Source organism: Colwellia psychrerythraea (assembly GCF_000764185.1).
Taxonomy (GTDB): domain Bacteria; phylum Pseudomonadota; class Gammaproteobacteria; order Enterobacterales; family Alteromonadaceae; genus Colwellia; species Colwellia psychrerythraea_B.
Genome location: NZ_JQEC01000013.1, coordinates 1 through 24512, shown reverse-complemented (window position 1 = coordinate 24512; position 24512 = coordinate 1). Strand labels below are relative to the sequence as shown.

Below are 24512 nucleotides of genomic sequence, written 5' to 3'. Positions count from 1 at the left end.
GAGCTTAACCCAGAAGATTTAGCTGAATTAAGAACGCTAGGCGAAATTGTTAATTATATGCAGTCTAAAGTCTCAGCTGCTCCTGTAGCGGTTGTTGAAAACGGGCCAGCGAATGAAAGTGCACCAGGTAATGCAGCTGGTCCAGCAATTGATTTAGCTCACATCCAATCAGTAATGATGACAGTAGTAGCCGAGAAAACTGGTTACCCAACTGAAATGTTAGAGCTTGAAATGGATATGGAAGCAGACCTAGGTATCGATTCAATTAAACGTGTTGAAATCTTAGGAGCAGTGCAAGAAACCATCCCTGATTTACCAGAGCTTAACCCTGAAGACTTAGCTGAGCTACGCACCCTAGGCGAAATCGTTAGTTACATGCAATCTAAAGTTGCTCCAGCAAATACAGTTACTGAAACTACAGCAACAGAATCAGTGGCGACAATTGACTTAGATTACATTCAAAGTGTGATGATGACAGTAGTAGCCGAGAAAACCGGTTACCCAACTGAAATGTTAGAACTTGCCATGGATATGGAAGCCGATTTAGGTATCGACTCAATCAAGCGTGTTGAAATTCTAGGAGCGGTACAAGAAACTATCCCTGACCTTCCTGAATTAAATCCAGAAGATTTAGCAGAGCTACGCACTTTAGGCGAAATTGTTAGCTATATGCAATCTAAAGTGTCACCGACAGAGCCAACGGATCCTAAAGGACCGGGAACAAAAGTCGGCCTGCCAGTAGCTGAAAAAGCTAGTGAAGTTAGTGCCAGCTTTCAAGGTGCGCCTAGTGCGACCGTGGAGTTAACCGCATTATCTTCAATTAATAAAATTGTGCAAGACGTTACCGGTAATGGTGGCGCCAATGCCTTAGTCGTTGACGACGGTACTGGCGCAGCGGTTGCCTTAAGCGCCAAGCTTATTAAACAAGGTTGGCAGGTCACCGCATTAAAACCTAACTGGGTGGTTAGTAGCTCGAAAAAAGCCTTTACCAAAGCAGTTAATGTGATTGAGATTGGCACAAGCGAAAAAACACTTGATGAAGCACAAATTAAAGACATCATCGACAACAGCGAGCAACTTGATGCAGTTATTTATCTGCAAAGCAAACAAACCGTTGATGCTATCGAATACCCTGAAGCGGCCAAACAAGGCTTAATGTTAGCCTTTGTTTTAGCTAAATTGTCTAAAGTAAAAGCTGCAACTAAAGCACGTGCTTCATTTGTGGTGGTTACACGTCAAGGTGGCGCGCTAGGTTTTGCTGATGATAAGGTTAAAGCCGATAAAAAATCTGATTTAGTACAAGCGGGTTTAGCTGGCTTAGTTAAGACTATTAATCACGAATGGAACTCTTCTCAAGCTAAGGGAAATGACTCTGTCTTCTGTCGAATCGTTGATTTATCAGCTAAGTTAGCTGCCGATAAAGCTGCAACTATCATCAATGATGAATTACTTGATATCGATACTGCAACCATAGAAGTTGCTCACGATACAGACAACCTTAGTAATAACCTAGGCTCTCGTTTAACGCTGACCGGCGCTGCTACCGACAGTTATGCGCTTGCAACGAGCTCAAGTAGTGACAAAGCTATTGATAGCAATTCGGTATTTCTAGTTAGCGGCGGTGCAAAAGGTGTAACCGCTCATTGTGTTATCGAAATTGCTAAACAATATCAGTCTAAATTTATCTTATTAGGTCGTTCATCATTTGAGGATAACGAGCCAAGCTGGGCACAAGGTATTACGGAAGAAGTGGCATTGAAAAAAGCCGCGATGCAAGCATTGATTGCTGCAGGTGATAAACCTACGCCAGTGAAAGTGACGCATTTTGTGCGTCCAGTCTTAGCTAACCGTGAAATCGCACAAACATTAAACGCCATTAAAGCGGCTGGCGGTCAAGCACATTACGTTGCTGCTGATGTGACTAACAGCGCAAGTGTAACTGAAGCCGTTGCTCCATTAGTGGCTAAGTTAGGCACGGTTACAGGAATCATCCATGGCGCTGGCGTGTTAGCCGATAAGTTTATCGAGCAAAAAACCTTAGAAGAATTCAATGCGGTTTACAGCACAAAAATTGATGGTCTGTTATCACTACTTGCTGCTACCGAAGAAAAGAATATTAAACACCTAGTTTTATTCTCATCAGCGGCTGGTTTCTATGGCAACCCTGGTCAGTCTGATTACTCTATTGCTAATGATATTTTAAATAAAACCGCATATCGCTTTAAAGCGTTAAATCCAAGTGCCCAAGTATTAAGTTTTAACTGGGGACCTTGGGATGGCGGCATGGTAACACCAGAGCTTAAACGTATGTTTAACGACCGCGGTGTTTACATCATTCCTCTTGATGCCGGTGCAAAGTTGTTGGTGAGTGAATTAGCCGCTGATAATAACCGTTGTGCTCAAATCCTGGTTGGTAATGACCTTTCTAAGGATGCATCTGTAAAAAAGCCACAAGTTAGTCGCTTAACAACAAGTGTTAGTAAAACACTTTTAGCGACTAACAATGCCTTTCTAGCTGATCACACTATTGGTGATGATCAAGTATTACCGACAGTGTGTGCTATTGCCTGGATGAGTGAGGCGGCGACAGCTGCCTACACCGGTTTTCATTATCAAGGTTTAGATAATTACAAACTTTTTAAAGGCATTATCTTTGATGGTAATGAAGCGAGTGATTATCAAATTGATATGAACGCCGAAGTCTTTGATGATGGCACTCGTTTGGTGGTCGAAACTAAGATCTCAAGTACCAATGCTGATGGTAAATTGATATTTCATTACGGCGCTCAGTTGACGTTAGTAAACAAACTTAAAGCCAGTACTGAGATTAACTTAGTGGTACCCGAATTAGATGAAAAGTCAGGTGAATGTGCTGCGGCACTTTATACTAACGGCACTTTATTTCATGGTCCAAGCTTACATGGTATAAGTGAAATACTTGAGTGTAATGAGCAAGGCTTATTATTAAGCTGCCAAGTACCGACAGTCGCCAGTGCTAAGCAAGGTGACTTCACTGTGCCAGCTTTAGGTAATATCAGAGGCAATATCATTGGTAAAAACCAAAGTAACATTTTTGCTAATGACATTGCCTATCAGGCGATGTTGGTATGGGTGAAAAAACAACTTGGCTTAGGCAGTTTACCGTCAAGTACGCAAAGCTGGACGGTATACCGTGAAGTAGCCGTAGGCGAGCGATTTTACTTACAACTTAACGTGGTGAAAAGCTCAGGCAAGGGTAAACAACGCGGCTCTTTAGTTGCTGACATTCAAATGATTGATGAAAATATGCAATTGTTGAGTGAGATAAAATCAGCCAAAGTTACTGCCAGTGCCAATTTAAATGACCTTTTTTTACCGAAAGTTCTTCCCAAAGTTACGTCTGAAAAGGGCAACGATGAGGCGAGTGTTTAATGGTGCAAGGTAACTTCAACAGCGCCATTATTGGTTTAGATGCTCAGTTTGAAAACCAACATACTGTTCAAAATAATATTGATAGTGTGGAACGAGCTCTTTATTTAGGTAAAGGGAAGGGTAAAGAGCAGACTACTGCTTTAGAAAGCACTCTTGAACTTAGCTGTATAGCTGCCGTTGAGCGAATGGCGCTTGCTAACCAAGTTCCATACACTGATATCAAGGTTATCGTGCTGGCTCAAAACGGGTCTAATCAAGCAAAGCCAACAATCGATGTTGAAAATGTGGTTGTAGTGAGTTCATTAGCCAAGGCCATGTTACAGATTGATGAACTTATTGGCCAAAATGCCTTAGTGGCATTAGTTGGCATTAACTTAACTAAAAGCTTTACTTCAAATGAATTAGCTGAAAATGACTTAGCCGCAGATACATTAGCTACTAACAGTTTTGATGAAACCTTTACTGGTTATCAACACTGTCATGGCATGGCCGCCTTGTTATTTTCATCGGTAAGTTTTGCGCAAAGTAATAACAGTTATGTTTATTCATGGCTAAAAGGCTTTGCCGTTGGTGATGAAGTCATTAATTTTACTGAGGTCACCGAGGTTACTGCATTAGCACTAGATAATGCTCAAGTGAATGCTATTGATATTGGTTTGTTAGAAGTGACAGCCTTGGCGGATAGTAAGCTTGCCATGGTAGAGTCTACTGGTTTAATTGCCAGTTATTCTCATAAAGAAAAGCTAACCACGGCAGTTTCTTGTGCTCGTAGTGTTACGGGTGAGGGCGAAGGTTTTTCACAAGTATTCGGTTTACTACGCAGCGTTATTGCCTTGCAGCAACGTTATATTCCAGCCATTAGTGATTGGCAGCAGCCATCAATAAGTGAACTACAAAACTGGCAAGACTCAAGTTTTTACCTTGCTACCGAGGCTCGACCTTGGTATCCACAGCCAAATGGCAGCGCTCATCTTGCTGCTTATAGTTGCTTGGCGGCTAACAATGACTACTGTCATCTGGTCTTAGCAGAAAACAAAGTCATTGTTGCCGGTGAAAAACATCCCAGCCAAGATATTCGTCACAATGGCTTTATTGCTTGCAGCGAATTGAAAATTATTTTAGTGGCCGCTGACTCAGAGCAAGCTTTACTGGCAAGGTTAGCAGAAATAGAAGATAAGCTAACTTCTGAGATTTCCAATGTCAGCCTATCCCTGACTGATATTGCTCTACGCTGCTATCAACAAACTCAATCAGCAACAAGTAGATACAGTATTGCGTTGTTAGCTGAATCTAAAGAAGAGTTGTTAAAAGAAATTCAATCGGCACAGTCAGGAATCGAAACGGCATTTGAAACAGATAAAGAATGGCGTACCCCAAAAGGTAGTTATTTTACTTCCAATCCAGTAAATACCGATTTAACTGTAAGTGAAGGCGCTAACAATGTTTCATTTTTATACCCGGGCATTGGCGCAACTTATGTTGGTTTAGGCCGTGATTTATTTCATTTGTTTCCTGAAATTCATCAAGACGTAGCCGATTTAGCGGATGATATTGGCGCTAGTTTAAAAGATAAGTTGTTAAATCCGCGCACGATTGTTCGCCCAAGCTTTAAAGAATTAAAACAACTTGATTTAAACTTACGTGGCAACTTGGCCGATATCGCCGAAGCCGGTGTTGGTTTCGCTTGTGTTTTTACTAAAGTTTTTGAAAACGTGTTCAAAGTTAAAGCCGATTATGCTACGGGTTATAGTATGGGCGAAGTCAGCATGTATGCAGCGCTTGGCGCTTGGCAACAGCCGGGTTTAATGAGCGCACGTTTAGCCAATTCGGATACCTTTAATGAACGTTTATGTGGTGACTTATTAACGTTGCGTGAGCATTGGGGCTTACCTAAATCCACTGATAATACAGCGGATGAACTGATTTGGGAAACTTACACCATCAAAGCAACACTTGATGAGGTTATCAAAGCTAGTGAAGGTGAAGAACGAGTTTATTGCACCATTATTAATACCCCTGACAGTTTATTACTCGCAGGTTATCCCGCAGATTGTTTACGTGTGATTAAAAAACTTGGTGTACGCGCCATGGCATTAAATATGGCCAATGCTATTCATAGTGCGCCAGCCAAAAAAGAATACCTAGACATGGTTGAGTTATACACCATGGAAGTTAACCCACGTTTGAAAACCAAGATGTATTCAAGTTCGTGTTATTTACCTGTGCCACAGCTAAGTAAGGCTATCGCCCACAGTGTTGCTAAATGTTTATGTGACCGAGTAGATTTTCCTCGTTTGATTAATACCATGCATGATAAAGGTGCTCGGGTATTTATTGAAATGGGACCTGGTCGTTCATTGTGTAGCTGGACCGATAAAATTTTGGACTCTGGTGTTCAAGAGTCTGATGCGCAGTGTAAACCACGCGTTGCTGTACCGGTGAATGCCAAAGGTACCAGTGACGAGTTAACGTATTTAAGAGCTTTGGCTAAGTTGATCAGTCATGGCGTGACACTTGATATCAAGACCTTATTTAAAGGCTCGATAATCGTGCAGAATAATTAAGAATAAATAAAATAGGATACTTGATAGACAGAATTCGGGTATGACGAAATTAGGCTGCTTGAATGTTTTAGTTCAAGCAGAGCGAAGAGTATTAAGACTCTTCATAGAGGAAAGTATGGAAAATATTGCCGTAGTAGGTATTGCTAATTTATTCCCAGGATCTTCTGCACCAGAAGAGTTTTGGCAGCAGTTACTGAACAAAGAAGATTGCCGCAGCAAAGCCACTAAAGAACAAATGGGTGTTGATCCTGCCAAGTACACGGGAAAGAAAGGCGATACCGATAAATTTTACTGTGTTCATGGTGGCTATATCCGTGATTTCGATTTTGATGCCAGCGCTTTTGTTAATAATGATGCTCAAAGCCACCTTCAAAAGGAAAGCGGCTTAACAACCGATTATTTAAATCAATTAGATGATTTAAACCAATGGGCGCTTTATGTTACTGAACAAGCATTAACCGATGCCGGTTATTGGGGCAGTGATAAACTGGAAAAATGTGGTGTTATTTTAGGAAATTTATCCTTTCCAACTAAATCATCTAATCACTTGTTTATGCCGCTTTATCATCAAGTGGTTGATGATGCGTTAAAAGCGGGTGTTAATAAAGACTTTCAGTTAAGTCACTTTTCTGATACCGATATTGCTCAGAGTAATGTTCATGCCGACAATGCCTTAGTGGCAGGTTACCCAGCAGCATTGCTAGCTAAAGCTGCAGGTTTAGGCGGTACACATTTTGCCCTTGATGCTGCTTGTGCATCGAGTTGTTATTCGGTAAAACTGGCTTGTGATTATTTACATACGGGTAAGGCTGATATGATGTTAGCCGGTGCTGTCTCAGGCGCTGATCCTATGTTTGTAAATATGGGTTTCTCAATCTTTCAAGCTTATCCAGCAAACAATATTCACGCCCCGTTTGATAAAAATTCACAAGGTTTATTTGCCGGCGAAGGCGCAGGCATGATGGTGTTAAAACGCCATAGTGATGCGGTACGTGATGGTGATAAAATTCACGCTATCATCAAAGGCGGCGCTTTATCTAATGATGGTAAAGGTGAGTTTGTTTTAAGTCCAAATACCAAAGGGCAGGTTTTAGTTTATGAACGTGCCTATGAAAATGCTGGCGTTGACCCACGTGACGTTGATTACATTGAATGTCACGCCACGGGCACACCCAAAGGTGATAACGTTGAGCTAGGCTCAATGGATACTTTTTTCAGTCGCTTTCCTCGTACCGAAGGAAAGGGCAATGGCAATAAACCACTACTTGGCTCAGTAAAATCTAACTTAGGTCACTTACTTACCGCTGCAGGCATGCCGGGCATGACCAAAGCGATTTGGGCGCTTAATCAAGCTAAAATTCCCGCAACAATAAATTTGAATGAGCCATTAAGCTCGAAAAAAGGTTATTTAGGCGGCGCACAAATGCCAACGGATACCATTGATTGGCCAGTAGGTTCAACTAATAACGCCAATACTAAAGCTAACAGCAAACCAAGAACTGCAGGTGTCAGTGTTTTTGGTTTTGGCGGCTCTAATGCCCATTTAGTTTTACAACAGCCAACACAGACGCTAGCAACGGTAACTAACGTCGCAAAAGCACGTGAGCCTTTAGCTATTATAGGTATGGACGCGCATTTTGGTGCCGCTAAAGATTTAGCGAGTTTTAAAACGCTCATTCAGAGTAATAGCAATACCTTTAGAGAGTTGCCAACTAAGCGCTGGAAAGGCATTGAAAAGAATACCGAAGTAATGAATGCCTTATCTTTAGCTAAAGCGCCAGTAGGCGGTTATGTTGAAGAATTTGATATTGACTTTCTACGCTTTAAAGTACCGCCAAACGAGCAAGACTGTTTAATTCCACAGCAATTGATGATGATGAAAGTAGCGGATAATGCTGCTAAAGATGCTGGCCTTAAAGAAGGCAGTAATGTTGCAGTATTAGTGGCAATGGGTATTGAATTAGAGCTTCATCAATACCGTGGTCGCGTTAATTTAAGTACACAAATTGAAGAGAGCTTATTACAACAAGGCGTAAGCTTAAGTGATGAGCAACGTGAAACGTTAACCAATATTGCCAAAGATGGTGTCGCGCACGCCGCGCAGTTAAATCAATATACCTCGTTTATTGGTAATATTATGGCCTCGCGCATTTCAGCGTTATGGGATTTTTCAGGCCCAGCTATTACCTTGTCGGCAGAAGAAAATTCTGTTTATCGCTGTGTTGAATTAGCCGAAAACTTATTCCAAACATCAGATATTGATGCGGTAATTATTGCTTCGGTAGATTTAGCTGGCTCGATAGAGAATATTACCCTAAGACAGCACTATGGCCCTGTTTCTGTTGATGCTCAAGCTTCGGCAAATGTGCTTGATAAAAATCACTGGTTAATAGGCGAGGGCGCAGCAGCATTTGTTGTTAAACCTGAATCTATGGTGAGTGAACAAAGTATTTATGCCACTATCGACAGCATTAGTTTTGTCAACGGCAATGATGCAGATGCTATCACTAAAGCGGCAACGAACGCTTTGGCAATAGCAGGGCTTAAAGCTGGAGATATCAATAGTGTTGAAGCACATGCCAGTGGTTTTATTGTCGAGAATAGGGCAGAAAACCAAGCGCTACCAAAGCTTTATTTAGGTAAAACTATTAGCTCGGTTAAAAGCAATATTGGTCATACCTTTAATGCTTCAGGTGTTGCCAGTATTGTTAAGTCTGCGCTGCTTTTAAATGAGAACGTGTTGGATGGAAACGTTTTAGATGAGCGATCAGCTAAAACCAATACTACGGCTTATATAGCTTCTCACATTGCAGTGAATGGTTTAGGTAAAGATGAAAGCTGTGCTCACCTGATACTTTCTTCAAGCAAAAAAACACATCAAGCCGCTCCTGCACCGGCAGGAAAGCAACGTCCTAAATTAATAAAAACCATTACCTTGGGTGGCAAAGCGATTTTTGATGACATTATCGAAAAAGTGCAATCAGCTGAAATAGCAGGCATCAAACAAGCATTTGCTCAACAGTCATTAGGATGCGTTAAGCAAGCGGTTAATGTGGATAATTTAACGCCTAAGTTGTTAGCCACACCCCTATCTGAATCAATAACCGAATCAGAGCAAGCTAATACCGCTCTGCATGCTAATCAATCTATTCAAGCCAAAACACGACCAACCGTCGTTACTGGAGTACAAGTGAAAAAGACTATTCATAGCCAAAGTAAAAGGCAAGTACCTGCTGATGTTAAACATCAAGCAAGTAAAGAAATTTTTCAAGAATCCGCCACTCATCAAGCATTTTTGACTACGCGTCAAGTAGCAGGGCAGCAGCTATCTAAACTGATAGAAATGCAAGCTAACGCTAGTGCCGGCTTACCTGCTTATAGCGCGGAAAAACAACCGATAATTGCTGCTCATGCACCTCATACGCCAGAGCTTTCGATTGTTAGTTCAAATGCACAAACGGATGATTTAGTTGAGGCAAACAAATACTGGGCAGCACAATCAGGTTTCCAAATAAAGGGGCCTGCAGGTTATGACTATCCACCATTACAGCTTGAAGAGCGCTTTAGCCAGCCTGAAAATGTTATTTGGGATACTGCTGATTTAGTTGAATTTGCTGAAGGTGATATCGCTAAAGTATTTGGTGATGAATACAAAATCATTGATAGCTATTCACGCAGAGTACGTTTACCTACCACAGATTATTTATTGGTTTCACGTGTTACTGAGCTTGAAGCAACAGTAAATGAATATAAAAAGTCATACATGTGCACAGAATACGATATTCCTGTTGATGCACCCTTTTTAATTGATGGCCAAATCCCATGGTCAGTCTCGGTTGAATCTGGGCAGTGTGATTTATTGTTGATTTCTTATATAGGCATTGATTTCCAAGCCAAAGGTGACCGTGTTTATCGTTTACTAGATTGTCAGTTAACTTTCCTTGAAGAAATGGCTTTTGGCGGCGAAACGCTACGTTATGAAATCCACATTGACAGCTATGCTAAAAATGGCGAGCAGTTATTATTCTTTTTCCACTACGATTGTTATGTTGGTGATAAGAAAGTATTAATCATGCGCAATGGTTGTGCGGGTTTCTTTACCGACGACGAACTAAAAGACGGTAAAGGTGTTATCCATAACGACAAAGACAAAGCTGAATTTACTAATGCAGTGAAAACTTCATTTACGCCATTTTTAAACCGTCCTCGTGATCAATATGATTACGCTGACATGATGAAGTTAGTGAATGGCGATGTTGCCGGTTGTTTTGGTAGTGCTTACGATCAACAAGGTCGTAACCCGTCATTAAAGTTTTCCTCAGAAAAATTCTTAATGATTGAACGTATCATCAATGTTGATGCTAACGGTGGTCATTGGGGCTTAGGTCTATTAGAAGGTCAAAAAGACTTAGATCCAGAACATTGGTATTTCCCTTGTCACTTTAAAGGTGACCAAGTAATGGCAGGCTCATTAATGAGTGAAGGTTGTGGTCAAATGGCGATGTTCTATATGTTGTCATTAGGCATGCATGCTAATATGAATAATGCGCGTTTCCAACCTATGCCAGGTGAGTCACAAACGGTTCGTTGTCGTGGCCAAGTTCAGCCGCAACATAATACCCTGACTTATCGCATGGAAGTAACTGAAATGGGCATGAAGCCATATCCATATCTTAAAGCTAATATAGATATTCTTCTAGATGGCAAAGTGGTAGTTGATTTCAAAAACTTGGCGATGATGATCACTGAGCAAGATGAAAACTCAGCATATCCAGTGACCTTGCCTGAAAATGTAGAGTTGGTAAGTGAGTTAGTAGCGACTGTAGAATCGCCAGCAATAGAAAGTGGCGAGCTAGATGAGCGTGGCATTAACCCGTTTAAACACATTGAACGGCCGTTAATGAAAGTGATGTCTGACTTTAACGCGCCAAAAGAAAAGGGCGTTACCCCGATCCAACATTTTGAAGCGCCTATGCTAGCTGGACAAAACCGTGTGCCAAACCAAGCACCATTTACCCCGTGGCACATGTTTGAATTTGCAACAGGCGACATCTCAAAATGTTTTGGTCCCGACTTTGATGTTTACCAAGGCCGTATTCCACCGCGCACGCCATGTGGTGACTTACAAGTAGTTACTCAGGTGGTTGAAGTTCAAGGCACACGTTTAGATTTGAAAAAATCATCAAGCTGTATTGCTGAGTATCAGGTACCAGAAGATGCTTGGTACTTTACTAAAAACAGCGTTGATAACTGGATGCCATATTCGTTAATCATGGAGATTGCTTTACAACCGAACGGCTTTATCTCTGGTTATATGGGAACTACCTTAGTTTACCCAGAAAAAGATTTATTTTTCCGTAACCTAGATGGAAGTGGTGACTTGCTCAAGCAAGTTGATTTACGCGGTAAAACTATCGTTAATAAATCAGTATTGATGAGCACTACCATGGCTGGTGGTATGATCATTCAAAGTTTTACCTTTGAGTTATACGTTAAAGATGAAAGTCAAGCAGCACAGGCGCTGGAAAGCCATGACTTATTTTATAAAGGCACGGCAGTATTTGGTTACTTTGGCGCAGACGCACTAACTAATCAGTTAGGTATAGACAACGGCAGAGTCACTTTTCCGTGGTTTGAAGATAACAATACGCCGAAATCAGACATTGAACTGATTGACTTAACCAATAAAGAGTTAGCTTTATACCAAGCACCAGCAAATAAACCGCATTATAAACTAGCGGGTGGTCAAATGAACTTTATCGATACCGTTTCTATTGTTGAAGGTGGTGGTAAAGCAGGCGTAGCTTATGTGCATGGTGAACGTACTATTGATGCCACTGATTGGTTCTTCCGTTACCATTTCCATCAAGATCCGGTAATGCCTGGCTCATTAGGTGTTGAAGCCATTATTGAATTAATGCAAACCTACGCCTTGAAAAATGATTTAGGCAAAGGTTTTACTAACCCAAGGTTCATCGCACCAGCAACCTTAGTTAAGTGGAAATACCGTGGCCAAATCACGCCATTAAACAAACAAATGTCACTTGATGTACACATCACCGATATTATCCGTAAAGAGGGTGAAGTGCGTTTAGTGGGCGATGCTAATTTATCGAAAGATGGCTTAAGAATATACGAAGTGAAAGATATTGTTCTTTCCATCATCGAAGCTGATTAATGGTCAATCTCATTGTCATTAGGCAATTTTTCTTCATTAGAAATACTCATTGATACTTATCAATTCCGTGTTCCTTCTTTGAAAAATAGCCGACTGACTTCGAGCTTAACTATTAACGGTATTAATACTTGTTAAAATTAATCGTGAGTTTTATAAATTAAAAAGCACTGATAAATATAAGAATAAACAGGAAAGAACATGTCAAACTTAGAGTTTAATAATACTAATGCCATCGATTGGGCATGGAAAGTTAACGCGAATGACGTTAGCAGTAACAATACGCAGATTAAGTCAGCGTTAATGGATTTATCAAAGCCAGTATATGTGGCAAAATCTAGCACTGGCAACGGTACCGATTATGGTGTCGCCAATGTAACTTCAACTTCAGGTGCAACAGATGTTCTAGCTTTTGCGCAAAAGTTAAACCCTGAAGATTTAGGTGATGATGCTTATAAAAAACAGCATGGTGTTAAATACGCTTACCATGGCGGTGCTATGGCTAATGGTATTGCCTCGGTTGAATTGGTCGTTGCTTTAGGTAAAGCAGGGTTTCTATGTTCATTTGGCGCTGCAGGTCTTGTACCTGATGCCGTAGAAGATGCTATCCGCCGTATTCAAGCTGAATTACCTAATGGTCCTTACGCAGTAAACTTAATTCATGCACCGGCGGAAGAAGCATTAGAGCGCGGCGCGGTTGAGCGTTTTTTAAAGCTGGGTGTTAAAACCGTAGAGGCTTCAGCTTACTTAGGGTTAACCGAGCATATTGTTTGGTATCGTTTGGCTGGTTTGTCTAAAAATGCTGATGGTAGTGTTCATATTGGCAACAAGGTTATTGCTAAAGTTTCACGTACCGAAGTAGGGCGCCGCTTTATGGAGCCGGCACCACAAAAATTAATTGATAAATTATTAGCCCAAGGCAAAGTTACTCAAGAGCAGGCTGATCTATCAAAGCTTGTTCCAATGGCTGATGATATTACCGCTGAGGCAGACTCAGGCGGTCATACTGATAATCGTCCCTTTTTAACCTTGTTGCCAACCATCATAGCGCTGCGTGATGAAGTACAAGCACAATATAATTTTAGTCCCGCATTACGTGTGGGTGCAGGTGGCGGTATCGGAACCCCTGAAGCCGGATTAGCAGCCTTTAACATGGGTGCAGCCTACATAGTGCTTGGCTCAGTAAACCAAGCCTGTGTTGAAGCTGGCGCGTCAGAATATACCCGTGAATTATTATCAAAAGTAGAAATGGCCGACGTTACTATGGCACCTGCGGCTGATATGTTTGAAATGGGCGTTAAATTACAAGTGGTTAAACGTGGTTCAATGTTCGCTATGCGTGCGAAAAAGTTATACGAGTTATATGTAAATCATGACTCGATTGAAGATATTCCTGCGGCAGAGCGTTTAAAAATTGAGAAACAAATCTTCCGTTCAAACCTTGATGATGTTTGGGCTGGCACCGAAGCTTTTTTTACTGAACGTGATCCTGAAATGTTAGCACGTGCAAAATCAAGCCCTAAACGTAAAATGGCACTAATTTTCCGTTGGTATTTAGGTTTGAGTTCGCGCTGGTCAAATACCGGTGAAAAAGGCCGTGAAATGGATTATCAAATTTGGGCTGGACCAAGTTTAGGTGCATTTAATAGCTGGGTAAAAGGTACTTATTTAGAAGATTATACTCGTCGTGGCGCAGTAGATGTTGCTTTGCATATGCTTAAAGGTGCAGCGTATTTACAACGCGTTAATCAATTGAAATTACAAGGTGTTAGTTTAACTACTGAGTTAGCAAGTTATCGTAGTGAAGATTAGCTAAATCTTTAAGTTCCAGGGAATAGATATGAGCCAATGTATTGAAATTGCCGTATTTGAGGTTGCTAAAAGCAACCTTGAGCGCCTGCTTGAAGTCAGTGAAACATTATTTGCTGAAATTAATGCAGTGCAAGACAACATTCTTGCTCATCAAATATCAACGAAAATAGACCTCTCTAAAGAAAGTTCTGAAGAAGCACCTGCAGAAAGAACAGAAAAAAGTACAGCAGAAAGCGAAGAAGATCTAGGGGAAGTCTGTTGGCACCTCACTTGGGCAAATACTCAAGCAGTACAGGCAAGTAAGAGTATGTGGTCAACTTATTCAAGTTCAGCTGAAATAGAACGTTTAGTCGGTAAAAAGCTCTATTATGGCCACTTTGCTGCGGTGATAACAAAGCAATAGTTTTGCTATAGACATAATCGCTTTGCTACAAATAATAAAGCCACTTAGTTTACTTCTGTAGAGATAGTAATTAGGTGGCTTTTTCATATCTTCACTTTAAGCGTTTTTAAGAAATAATCTTCGAGTAACTAGCCCTATCAATATCTACAACTTCAACCGAAGTTGAACAGCCTTTTAAAGCAAGTGTTGTTAGACTTTCGAGTACTAATTTTGACAGCATTAATTTTTGTTCAGTTTTGCGGCCCGACAGTATTCTCATCGTCACGTGAATAAAATCTGCTGGTGAAGACGCGCTTTGCACAGCCCCCGTCTGATAATGCTCGACAGGTAACACGCGCACTTTAATATCACTACCATTTTTTTCAAATAGTGATGACTCCATACTAGCGTTAAAAACTAGCGGGATTAAAGTATTACTTTCTATAGATGATGAATGCTCAATTATACAATGAGGCATGTTTTTCTCCGTTAGTTATTGCTGTGAGTAAAGACAGTTAATTAAAGTTGATTCTTAAAGTCATCCCCTAAGGAACTTTTCGATCTTAACTTAATTTTATTTAAATAACTTGTCACAAAAGTGAAAAATGCAATACCAATAAAGTCCGCTGATAAATCAATTAAATCAAAGCTTCTATTGGGAATAAAGTACTGGCTGAACTCTTCAATGACGACAAAACTAAACACCAGAATTGTGCCTAAAAATAACTGCATTGAATAGAAGTTAAATGATTTAAACTTAAAGGCAAGGTTAGTTGCGAGTGTTAACACTCCAAATAAACAGAAGTGTCCGAGCTTATCGCCATAGGGCATACCGGCGATGATTTGAAAAAATATACTGTGTTGTCCGGTATTTGCTAAATAGATAACCCAAAGAATAAAGCAAAAAAATGCAATAGTGCACAGTGGGATAAGAGTCGTTATTACTTTTTTCATATTATTTATTTTATATAATTTTTTATTTAGCTTTAAATAAAATGCCGTTTAAAGGTAATTAACATCATATTTAACTTGAATAAAATCATTAGGGAAGGTTATAGAGTCTGCATTTTCAAGTTTAATGCTATGGTCAAGTTTGCCAAACAGAGGAATGCCAGCGCCAAGCAATAAAGGAGCTCTAGTAATGGTCATTTCGTTAATGAGTTTTAAGTTGATAAACGAGGTAATAGTAGCGCCGCCATCAATGTAGGCATGTTTTAACCCTTGCGCTGATAGTTTATTTACTAAGCTTTCAATATCACCGGCGTAAATCTCTACTTTATCCACTAAGTTTGTCGGCGGCTCAGTCAAAGTATTACTTAAGGCATAAATCTTAATATCACCATATGGCCATTGCTCAGCAGGGATATCAAAACTCGAAATCACCTGCATACATTTACGACCCATAATCATACAGTCAACAGAGTTAATAAATTTAGCAAAGCCCATATCTGGATTGGCTTTCATGTCAGCATCAGCTTTACCAGCAGTATGCAGCCAATCCACACCGCCTTCAGAGGTTGCTATATAACCATCAGCGCTTGTTGCTATATATACTGAACATTTCATAAAGTTATATTTCCTGAGTTAGCTTTTAAGGGCACTACTATAGTTGTTCCTTTTATTCTTATGGGGGCAGTAAAGTAGCAAAAAACATCACTGTTACAGAAAGCCTTAGTACATTGATAGATTGAAGTTTTTCCCATATATATTTTCATTTACTGGCTAAATACCGACGGTATTAAAAATAGCTTCAAAGCAGTCAGTAGTCACTTTTACAAGGTTCCGACGTTAGATGAATAGATGATATCCAAGCTATGTCCGGCTTCTTGATAACGTTGTAAATATAGGACTTAATAAATTATCTGCAATTGCAGTCTTAACTGGCTTCTCAATGTGTTTAGCTATGATATAAGCAACGCTAGATATAAAAACAATTGCAAGTACAGGGAGCAGGAAGCTTATGTTTTCTGGTAATAAACTTTTGAACTGTATCGTAAGTGATATCATCATATTTTCATGAAGTAAGTATAATGGATAACTAATATAGCCAAAAAATAATAAAAATTTGTTACTTAATAGCTTTTGAATATTTCTATTTACCAGAGAGTAAGAAAATAAGGTAGAAATAGCCATGATAGCAACAAAAATACCTAAACTATTACTTTCTAAAGCGGTAACTAAAGAGCTGGTAGTACACATTAATAGACCAAGAAGAAACCACTTTTTATTATCATGTTTTATAAACATATAAAATGAAGTGCCGGCGGCAAACCAACCAAAATATTCGAAAGATAAGTGATGCGAAATCGATGAAGAGTAAGCTATCAAAGAATTATCAGTGTAATTTGATAAATTAGTTACGGTAAAGCTAAATATAAAGAGTATAAATAAGCTTACAACCAGTTTACGGCTGCCTATTAAAAAATATAAAAAAGCGGCAATAGCATAGAACTTAAATTCGACATATAGAGACCAAAAAGCCCCTTCGATACTGTTCACACTACCTATTAACTTACTGAGGATATAGGGTTCTATGAATGTTAATCCAGGGATTAAATCTTTAGCTGATGGTATTCCTTGTGGCCTTTCGAAGAAGATATCCTTAGTCATAAATATGATAACTGAACAAATTAACATACATGGGAATAACCTTAACCACCTTCGATATAAAAAACTTTTAAAATGGCTACTCTTTTCAAGAGACATTAAAATAACAAAGCCTGAAAGTAAAAAGAAAAGTTGAACACCAAGAAAGCCAAATTTAAACAACGGAAATTGGGCATATGTATCACCGTATGGAACTAATTCAGTCCATCGGCTAAAAGCATGAAAAAAAACGACTAACAGTATTGCTATACCACGGTGTCCATCAAGATAATCAATCCTTCTCATTTATGCTTCCTTTTCTGAGTTTTATTGTAATGCAATTTTTAATTCCTCAATCCAAATATCGTAGCCCTTCTTATTTAAATGCACGCCATCACCGAGATGAAAACTTGAAGACAAACTTCCATCTGGCGCAATACGTTGATTTATATCTAAGTAAGTTATATGAACATAATTTTGGGTTAGAGCTATAATTTCGTTATTTAATTTTTTAATTTCTAAGTTTGATATTTTACCATGTTTAATGTTTTCATCTATTAAAAAAATTGCACAAATAATAATTTTTTTATCAGAAGGCAGGTATTCGATAATATTTTTAAAATTGTTAATTATATCATTTATCGGCCTTATTCCTATGTCATTGTGGCCAATAGACAATATGATGCTTCTGGCTTTATAGATTGAATTATAAAGAGGTAACCTTTTAATTACACCTAAAGTTGTATCGCTCCCTATCCCATAATTAACAGACATATTGTCAACAGATGTAACAGCTAACCCTTGCACCAAGCTATCACCAATAAATAAATTATATTCTTCGGTTAAGTTTTTATCGGCTCTATTATGGAATGCGGTCATTTGGTAATAATGCTTAGTAAGCTCAGTTTGCGTTTCACCGGTAAAGCTGAAATTTTTATATAAGTAAGGATATTTTATTAAAACTGTAATTAAAAAAAGGTGGATCAGTATTATATAAGTAACTTTAAAATATTTAATTTTCATTTTATCGACTTACCTCTGCGAGAATATGTAAATTGATGTAATTAAATGTGAAACAGAAATACTGTCTATTTAAAAACAGGCGTCTTCATTTATCATCGAGGAATAGCCATATTAACGGATATTTAATCTCATAACTTGTTTGATTGATGAAGAATAATTAGCCTTTACTTAGGGAGACTTTGGAATATCACGTAAAGGCTAACAATGATTGTTGTGAGAGTTTAATTTCTGCATTTGAATTTAAGCATAATTAATGCAATTTATCTAAACTAACAATTTAACTTTATCGCTGAACAAAAACATAAAAGACAAAACTTTACCTTTTCGTGTTTTTATTCAGTACCTACTAGATATTACTGTAAAACCTCTCTTTGCAGTAAAGCGACCATTTTTCCCGTTTTAGCAGACCAAATACCTTGGGCCAAATCGGGCGTTAATATTTGAATGACAAGCCAACCTTCTTTTCCTTGTTCATTAAATATTTCGGCTAAGTCTGGCATCTTTTGTTTTTTTATACCGGTTAAAAAGCCTTCTTTGTTTTCAATTTCAAGTGTTTTATATTCATATTGTTTCATGGTTATTAATTCCTTATATTCCAAATCTAAAGTATCGATGTCTAATGCTGAAGCTAAAGCCTTTTTAGACTGCAACGAAGCTGAGGCCTCTTTCTCTATTCGCTGTATAGTCCGCAGGTTAAGACCTGATGCTATTGCTAGCTCGTCTTGAGACCATGACTTTCTCTTTCTTAATTCGAGAATTAATTGTGCATTAATTTTCATAGTGACCTTTATTTACCCATGCTTGGGCTTCTTTGGAGTTGTGTGGAGACAACTAGATTCTCCATCATATCTTTGGAATAGTTTACGAATGTACTACGGTATTAGTACGCATATCTTACGACAGCTATACGACAGTGCAGGGTTTTAATGCGCTAGCGCAGAGGTTTATTTATTTACACTGAACATTGTACTAATTTTATTTACCGTATTTAGATTTCTACCTGTTGCTGTTTGACCTAAACAAAGTTCAATATTTGCTACTAGTTTCGATCGGCCAATGCCATTAGGCGCATGTAAATAAAAAACATTATCTTTTACCAAGTATTGCTCTGACTCAGCACAGTATTTAGCTACTTTTTCTTGATTTAGGTCAATGGCGTCTTGGCAAAAATAAAAATGGACAAATTTACCTTCAAATTCAGCATAGGGATTATTCGCTTTAGCTAAGCTAAATTCAGCTTCGTTTAAAGTAAATACTTCTAGGGCGAAACCATAACGGTTAGCAACTATGGCTTTAACATTATCACTGGGATTACGGGCACTTTTTAACATGATATTACCACTTTGAATATATGAGGATACTGCTTGGTAGCCATTTTCCTCAAGCAGCGATACAAATGGCTTCATGGGTAATAGATTTTTACCGCTCACATTAACGCCTCTAAATAACATGATATAACTTTGCATCGTTTGTCCTTAAATACAGTCTTAAATTTTCTACTTATTAGCTATTTTCCAAGGCATTAAATTGTTCTAGCCAATCACTAAATGAATTTGATGCTTTATTAACTGTGCACAAACCATGATTATAAAACCATACAGGCACATCTTTTGTTTCATTCACACAATCTTCAAACTTGAAGCAGAACATGTTGCCCTTACAATCAGAGGCAAATAAAATATGTCCTTTTGGCATACCACTCATTTCATAAAGCTTTGATAGTGAATATATATCTTCAAGGCTTAAAAAATCTTGTACTTCAGAAATATCGACCCCTAAATCACAAATTCTAGTTAATACGTTTGGCGTATGAACTAAGCCGTAAGTAGAAATTAGGTATTTATATGATTCCGGTAAACTTGCATTTAGTTTTGTTTCAAGTTCGATGATATCTTGGCTGTCTATTGGAGTCATAACGTGTTTACTGGCCCAATGTTCTACAAATAAATCAATAGTTTTCACTTACGAATACTCCAAAAAAAGTAAGGTCCGCTTGAGCGGGTAAAGTTGTAACGAAACAAGCTGCTGTTATTTATATTTGCTCCGTTTTAGGGAAATAAACGAGAATTATTTAATGCTATTAACAGATAAAAGTCACTTCCAGTAAATCTAGTATTTGGGTGATATTGATGTCTTTTATGGCGTGCTCTGTTGAGGAGTGAATTTCACCTGCTTTATTGCCTAAAGCAAGATCGACAAAATTTGGCTTACTATCATGAAGCACTAAAACTATTTTTTTATCCATGGCGATACAATCTATGGTTATCGCATCAGCGTTCATGCCTTGTTTACGTAATGTCTTATCCATAATACCCATTAAGGTATCAACGTTTTTGTTTCGCTCGTAAAACAAATCATTGGCTTTGGCGACTATTTCAGAGAGTTCTTTTAAGGTTTTTTTCATTATATTATTATAGGCAAGCTAATTGATTGCATAGGCAAGTAAGTAATTTAGCTACTGTAAACTAGCGAGTAATTAAAATCCATCGGTAAGTCAGCTGCATTTTTCTTTGTGGAAACTGACCATGACACTTAGCTTACCTTAGGTTAAGTTGATTTACACATCGATACTGGTTAGTTGTTTTGAGAACACATATACTCCGACCATCTTTTTACAACAGAAGTATATAAATATGATAAAAAAAATTGGATTATCACTGCTCTCAGCTGCAGTGTTGGTTGGTTGTGTTGCAACCACCTCTGACGAGTCAACGGCGAAAAACAGTGCCCAAGATATTAGCGCAAGTTACGACAGTATTAATACTGCGCAATTAATTGAACATGTAAAAGTATTATCTTCTGATGAATTTGGTGGTCGTGCGCCTTCAAGTGAAGGTGAAAAGCTTACGCTTGCATACCTAACTGAGCAGTTTACTGCAATTGGCTTTAAGCCTGGTAATGGTGATAGTTTTTTACAAGAAGTGCCATTAGTATCAATTGAAGCATCAAGTGATATGACATTGGCCATTGGAGGTAAAAACTACCAACACGGTACTGATATGGTTATGGGCAGCGCCCGAATTAGTGAATTAGAACAACTTAAAAATTCTGAACTTGTTTTTGTTGGTTATGGTGTTAATGCACCAGAATATAATTGGAATGATTATAAAGATCTTGATGTTAAGGGTAAAACGGTTGTTATTTTAGTGAACGATCCTGGTTTCGCTACCCAAGACCCAGAGCTATTTACCGGTAATGCCATGACTTATTACGGTCGTTGGACTTACAAGTATGAAGAAGCAAGTCGTCAAGGCGCTGAAGGGGCAATTATCATTCATGAAACTGCACCAGCATCTTACGGTTGGTCGGTTGTGAAAAACTCTTGGACTGGACCTCAGTTTAGTTTTCAACGAGAAGATTTGAATAAAGATCGTGTTGCGGTCGAAGGCTGGATTAACAGCGATGTAGCTACTGAATTATTCGCTAAAGCGGGTCTCGATTTTACTAAAATGAAAGAACGTGCTGCCCAAGGTAGTTTTAACATTGATATGGGTGATTTAGATGCCTCTATCACCGTAAAAAATACTATCAAAAATTCAATTTCATATAACTTCATTGCCACTTTACCAGGTCAAACAAAAGCAGATGAGCATATTTTGTATTCTGCTCACTGGGATCACCTAGGTACTGATTTATCAAAAGAAGGCGATCAAATTTATAATGGTGCACATGATAATGCTACCGGAACTGCCGCATTAATTGAAGTTGCTGAAGCCTTTGCAAAGTTGCCACAACCTCTTGAACGTTCAGTTACCTTTTTAGCGGTAACGGCAGAAGAGCAGGGTTTACTTGGCTCTAAGTTTTATGCCGCAAACCCAGTAATACCAGCAGCTAAAACGGTTGCTAATATTAATATGGATGCACTTAATGTAAATGGTAAAAGTAAAGATGTTGCCGTTTATGGTTTAGGTCAATCTGAGCTTGATAGCTTTTTAACTAAAGCTGCAGCTAAGCAAGACCGTGTAATATCAGGTGATCCAAGACCTGCAGCGGGTATTTACTACCGCTCAGATCATTTTGCTTTTGCCAATATTGGTATTCCAGCGTTGTATGCAAAAGGTGGTTCAACGCCAGCGGATCAAGCTACAGCTGACTTAAGAGCTAAGCTAAACCCTATTTTGGCTAAATGTTATCACGGTCTTTGTGATGAATATCGCGATGATTGGGATTTAACTGGTGCGGTTCAAGATATGCAATTGTTCTTTGAAATTGGTTTTGAATTATCTAAAGAAGGTGTTTGGCCGCAGTGGAGCAAAACCTCTGAATTCAAGCGATAAGATTACTTTAAACGCTATGATGAATTAGGATACTAGTAGACACTAGTATTGGTGGGTAATCTTTAAAAAGCGGTAGTAGCTATTTAGCACTATCGCTTTTTTTATCGGTATCTTTTAAGCTTTACTGACAAATTCCAGCCATTTTGGCTTGGGTTAACTTCTGTAAATCTTGTGGACTTAACTCTATTTCTAAACCTCTTTTACCCGCGCTTACATAAATCGTCGGGAATTGCTTTGCCGATGCATCAATAAAGGTTTTTAGGTGCTTTTTTTGTCCAAGCGGACTAACACCACCCAGTACATAACCTGTTGAACGCTCAACATCAACTTTTAATGCCATGCTTGCTTTTTTACCACCAAATGTTTTGGCTATTAATTTCATACTTAACATGGCTGACACCGGAATTACTGCAACTACCAGCGCTTTATTATCAATACTCACCACTAAGGTCTTAAAAACTCTGTTTGTTGATATGCCAAGTTTTTGAGCCGCTTCATTACCAAACGACTCACTTGAGACATCATGTATGTACTCATGAACCTGATAAGTCACCTTGTTTTTTTGGGCGCTATTAATTGCGGGTGTCACTTCTACTTCCTCCCTTAAATTTTAACTGATGGTCATTATTCTTCATATTTTCACCTTGCAGCATTTTATTCTATCAGCGAGGTCATTATTACCACATATTTATGTGGTAATAAGTATCTTTAATTTAGTTAAAAATTACTACACTAGAAATATATATAACATCACTTTGGGGTCGTCTGTTATGATCATTACTTCCACAGGCTGTGTGAAAACTTTTTTGACCAGCTTTTTGAATAAACACTAAATCATTATGATCAATCAATCTTAAAACAAGCTATTACATCAATCTATATTTGATGCAATATTCACTATGTTAATTGATTATATAGTGGTTTTATGTCTCGTCATATTAAAGGTTTAACTGGCTCCCAAGCTACACTATTTCCAGAAATTCTTGATGACTTTGTATCGAAAGAAAATCCAGTTAGAGTTATTGGCGTATTTGTTGATGAATTGGACTTGGAGTTCCTAGGGTTTAAAGGCGTTAAAGCTAAAAATAAAGCACGGCCTGGTTATCATCCGACTACTTTATTTAAGATATACATTTACGGATATTTGAATAGAATTCAATCTACACGCTGTTTAGAACGATAAACTCAACGCAATGTTGAGCTAATGTGGCTTACAGAGCGTTTATCTCCTGACTTTTAAGCGACTGTCCTTGTTAATTCTAAACCCTAGTTGGGTATTAATGATAGGCAATTACATTGATTTTGTTATAGGTGCGTTAAAACTCAATAAAATGACAGTAACTCTTGTCAATATCATTTACAGGAAAAAATCTTTTTTTGAGAGACAGTATGATTACCTGTTTAAAGTAAAAATCGCGTCAAAAGATGGAAATTTATTAATTTTCACGGACTTCACTTAATTGTCTTCTTTGTGATGATTCAGGAGCTTTTCGTTCATGGCTATGATTGGTATTTTCATTTTTATGCCGTTGACGAACATGTTTGCTTGCTTCTATGTTTTTATTAAATTTAATAAATTGTTCTTCGCTCATCAAGGAGATTAAATTTTCCTTATATTTCATTTTTACTTGTTGCCATTGTTGACGATAATTTTCTGGAGAGAGCGTTTTTTTACTTTCGACGAGTACCCTACGTTGCTGATTATAATCTATTTGTAGCGCCTGATATTGTTTTGTTTGCTCAGCAGATAAATTGACATTATCAACAAGTGATTTTTGTCTTTTCTTTGGCTGCCTTTTAAGTGTTTTTTCTTGTTGGGGACGTTCAGTTTTCTCGGCGGATAACCCTACAGGGGTAACGTTTTGTTGTCGATTTGTTTGATCTGTAACTGTTTTATCTGTGGGCAATGACTTTACGCCCTCAATAAGTATTGGGGACTCATCTTGGTAATATACCGCAGCTATTCCTGTGGTTGCTATGATAATGGCAACGATTAATGAACGTTTCATCATATTTTCCTATAGATTAGTAATAACATAACAACAGAGTATAACTTTGCTGAATGTTTTATTGTGTATGACCCGTCTTTAAGGGAGGGTAAGACTATATCCATTAGCAAATAAAATTCAAAGTTAGAGTCCAACTTTTAATATCATTTATTATCATTTATCTAATAGTTAATAAATTCTCAACAGGAATTTGATTGAAGAAAATATGTTTCTTATCAAAATCAAAATCGAAATAAACTACAACTTAAAATGATACTAAAAGGACAAATATCT

17 protein-coding genes and 1 pseudogene are annotated in these 24512 nt (G+C 38.4%); 7 read left to right on the top strand and 11 right to left on the bottom strand.

Annotation, left to right across the window (positions count from 1 at the left end):
• The 5 genes from GAB14E_RS16000 to GAB14E_RS16020 all read left to right on the top strand — a co-directional run.
• On the top strand, positions 1-3411 hold a 3411-nt coding region (locus tag GAB14E_RS16000), incomplete at its 5' end, for an SDR family NAD(P)-dependent oxidoreductase (protein WP_033081475.1).
• Positions 3411-5975 carry a PfaB family protein gene (locus GAB14E_RS16005; RefSeq protein WP_033081474.1) on the top strand — a complete coding sequence of 855 codons (2565 nt, stop codon included), beginning with the start codon at positions 3411-3413 and terminating at the stop codon, positions 5973-5975. The genes GAB14E_RS16000 and GAB14E_RS16005, both read left to right, overlap by 1 nt.
• Before the next feature lie 115 nt (positions 5976-6090).
• Positions 6091-12153 carry a hotdog fold thioesterase gene (locus GAB14E_RS16010; RefSeq protein WP_033081473.1) on the top strand — a complete coding sequence of 2021 codons (6063 nt, stop codon included), beginning with the start codon at positions 6091-6093 and terminating at the stop codon, positions 12151-12153.
• A 198-nt stretch (positions 12154-12351) separates the two neighbouring features.
• On the top strand, positions 12352-13962 hold the full coding sequence (locus tag GAB14E_RS16015; protein ID WP_033081472.1) for a PfaD family polyunsaturated fatty acid/polyketide biosynthesis protein: 1611 nt from the start codon (positions 12352-12354) through the stop codon (positions 13960-13962).
• A 28-nt stretch (positions 13963-13990) separates the two neighbouring features.
• The gene (locus GAB14E_RS16020) at positions 13991-14365 is read left to right on the top strand and encodes a hypothetical protein (RefSeq protein ID WP_033081471.1); all 375 of its coding nucleotides are present in this window, start codon (positions 13991-13993) and stop codon (positions 14363-14365) included.
• Positions 14366-14471: 106 nt separating this feature from the next.
• On the opposite strand, the gene GAB14E_RS16025 is transcribed toward GAB14E_RS16020, so the two are convergent.
• The 9 genes from GAB14E_RS16025 to GAB14E_RS16065 all read right to left on the bottom strand — a co-directional run bounded on the left by GAB14E_RS16025 (position 14472) and on the right by GAB14E_RS16065 (position 20357).
• Positions 14472-14822 (bottom strand): 5-carboxymethyl-2-hydroxymuconate Delta-isomerase, encoded by a 351-nt coding sequence (locus GAB14E_RS16025; protein ID WP_033081470.1) that lies wholly within the window; start codon positions 14820-14822, stop codon positions 14472-14474.
• 41 nt (positions 14823-14863) lie between these two features.
• Positions 14864-15298: a VanZ family protein gene (locus GAB14E_RS16030; RefSeq protein ID WP_033081469.1), complete on the bottom strand. Its 435-nt coding sequence runs from the start codon at positions 15296-15298 to the stop codon at positions 14864-14866.
• Positions 15299-15346: 48 nt separating this feature from the next.
• Positions 15347-15910, bottom strand: coding sequence for a dihydrofolate reductase family protein (locus tag GAB14E_RS16035; RefSeq protein WP_033081468.1), 564 nt, complete (start codon positions 15908-15910; stop codon positions 15347-15349).
• 246 nt (positions 15911-16156) lie between these two features.
• Entirely contained in the window at positions 16157-17236 is a 1080-nt protein-coding gene (locus GAB14E_RS16040; RefSeq protein WP_033081467.1) for an acyltransferase family protein, read from the bottom strand.
• Positions 17237-17257: 21 nt separating this feature from the next.
• On the bottom strand, positions 17258-17953 hold the full coding sequence (locus GAB14E_RS16045) for a GDSL-type esterase/lipase family protein (protein WP_033081466.1): 696 nt from the start codon (positions 17951-17953) through the stop codon (positions 17258-17260).
• A 353-nt stretch (positions 17954-18306) separates the two neighbouring features.
• Positions 18307-18732 carry a DUF4177 domain-containing protein gene (locus tag GAB14E_RS16050; protein WP_033081465.1) on the bottom strand — a complete coding sequence of 142 codons (426 nt, stop codon included), beginning with the start codon at positions 18730-18732 and terminating at the stop codon, positions 18307-18309.
• Positions 18733-18897: 165 nt separating this feature from the next.
• Entirely contained in the window at positions 18898-19419 is a 522-nt protein-coding gene (locus GAB14E_RS16055) for a DUF1697 domain-containing protein (protein ID WP_033081464.1), read from the bottom strand.
• A 37-nt stretch (positions 19420-19456) separates the two neighbouring features.
• Positions 19457-19915 (bottom strand): SMI1/KNR4 family protein, encoded by a 459-nt coding sequence (locus GAB14E_RS16060; RefSeq protein ID WP_033081463.1) that lies wholly within the window; start codon positions 19913-19915, stop codon positions 19457-19459.
• Between the two features lie 118 nt (positions 19916-20033).
• Positions 20034-20357, bottom strand: a complete 324-nt coding sequence (locus GAB14E_RS16065) for a hypothetical protein (protein ID WP_033081462.1) — start codon at positions 20355-20357, stop codon at positions 20034-20036.
• A gap of 229 nt (positions 20358-20586) precedes the next feature.
• Between GAB14E_RS16065 and GAB14E_RS16070 the strand changes: the two genes are divergently transcribed.
• On the top strand, positions 20587-22230 hold the full coding sequence (locus GAB14E_RS16070; RefSeq protein WP_033081461.1) for a M28 family metallopeptidase: 1644 nt from the start codon (positions 20587-20589) through the stop codon (positions 22228-22230).
• 121 nt (positions 22231-22351) lie between these two features.
• Here GAB14E_RS16070 and ybaK read toward each other — a convergent pair whose 3' ends face one another.
• Positions 22352-22819, bottom strand: a complete 468-nt coding sequence (gene ybaK, locus GAB14E_RS16075; protein ID WP_033081460.1) for a Cys-tRNA(Pro) deacylase — start codon at positions 22817-22819, stop codon at positions 22352-22354.
• Between the two features lie 336 nt (positions 22820-23155).
• On the opposite strand from ybaK, the pseudogene GAB14E_RS16080 reads away from it, so the two are divergent.
• Positions 23156-23410: pseudogene (locus GAB14E_RS16080) on the top strand (IS1182 family transposase); the annotation flags it as partial.
• A gap of 256 nt (positions 23411-23666) precedes the next feature.
• On the opposite strand, the gene GAB14E_RS16085 reads toward GAB14E_RS16080, so the two are convergent.
• A complete protein-coding gene (locus GAB14E_RS16085; RefSeq protein WP_033081458.1) occupies positions 23667-24239 on the bottom strand; it encodes a hypothetical protein in 573 nt (190 codons plus the stop codon).
• Positions 24240-24512: the final 273 nt, after the last annotated feature.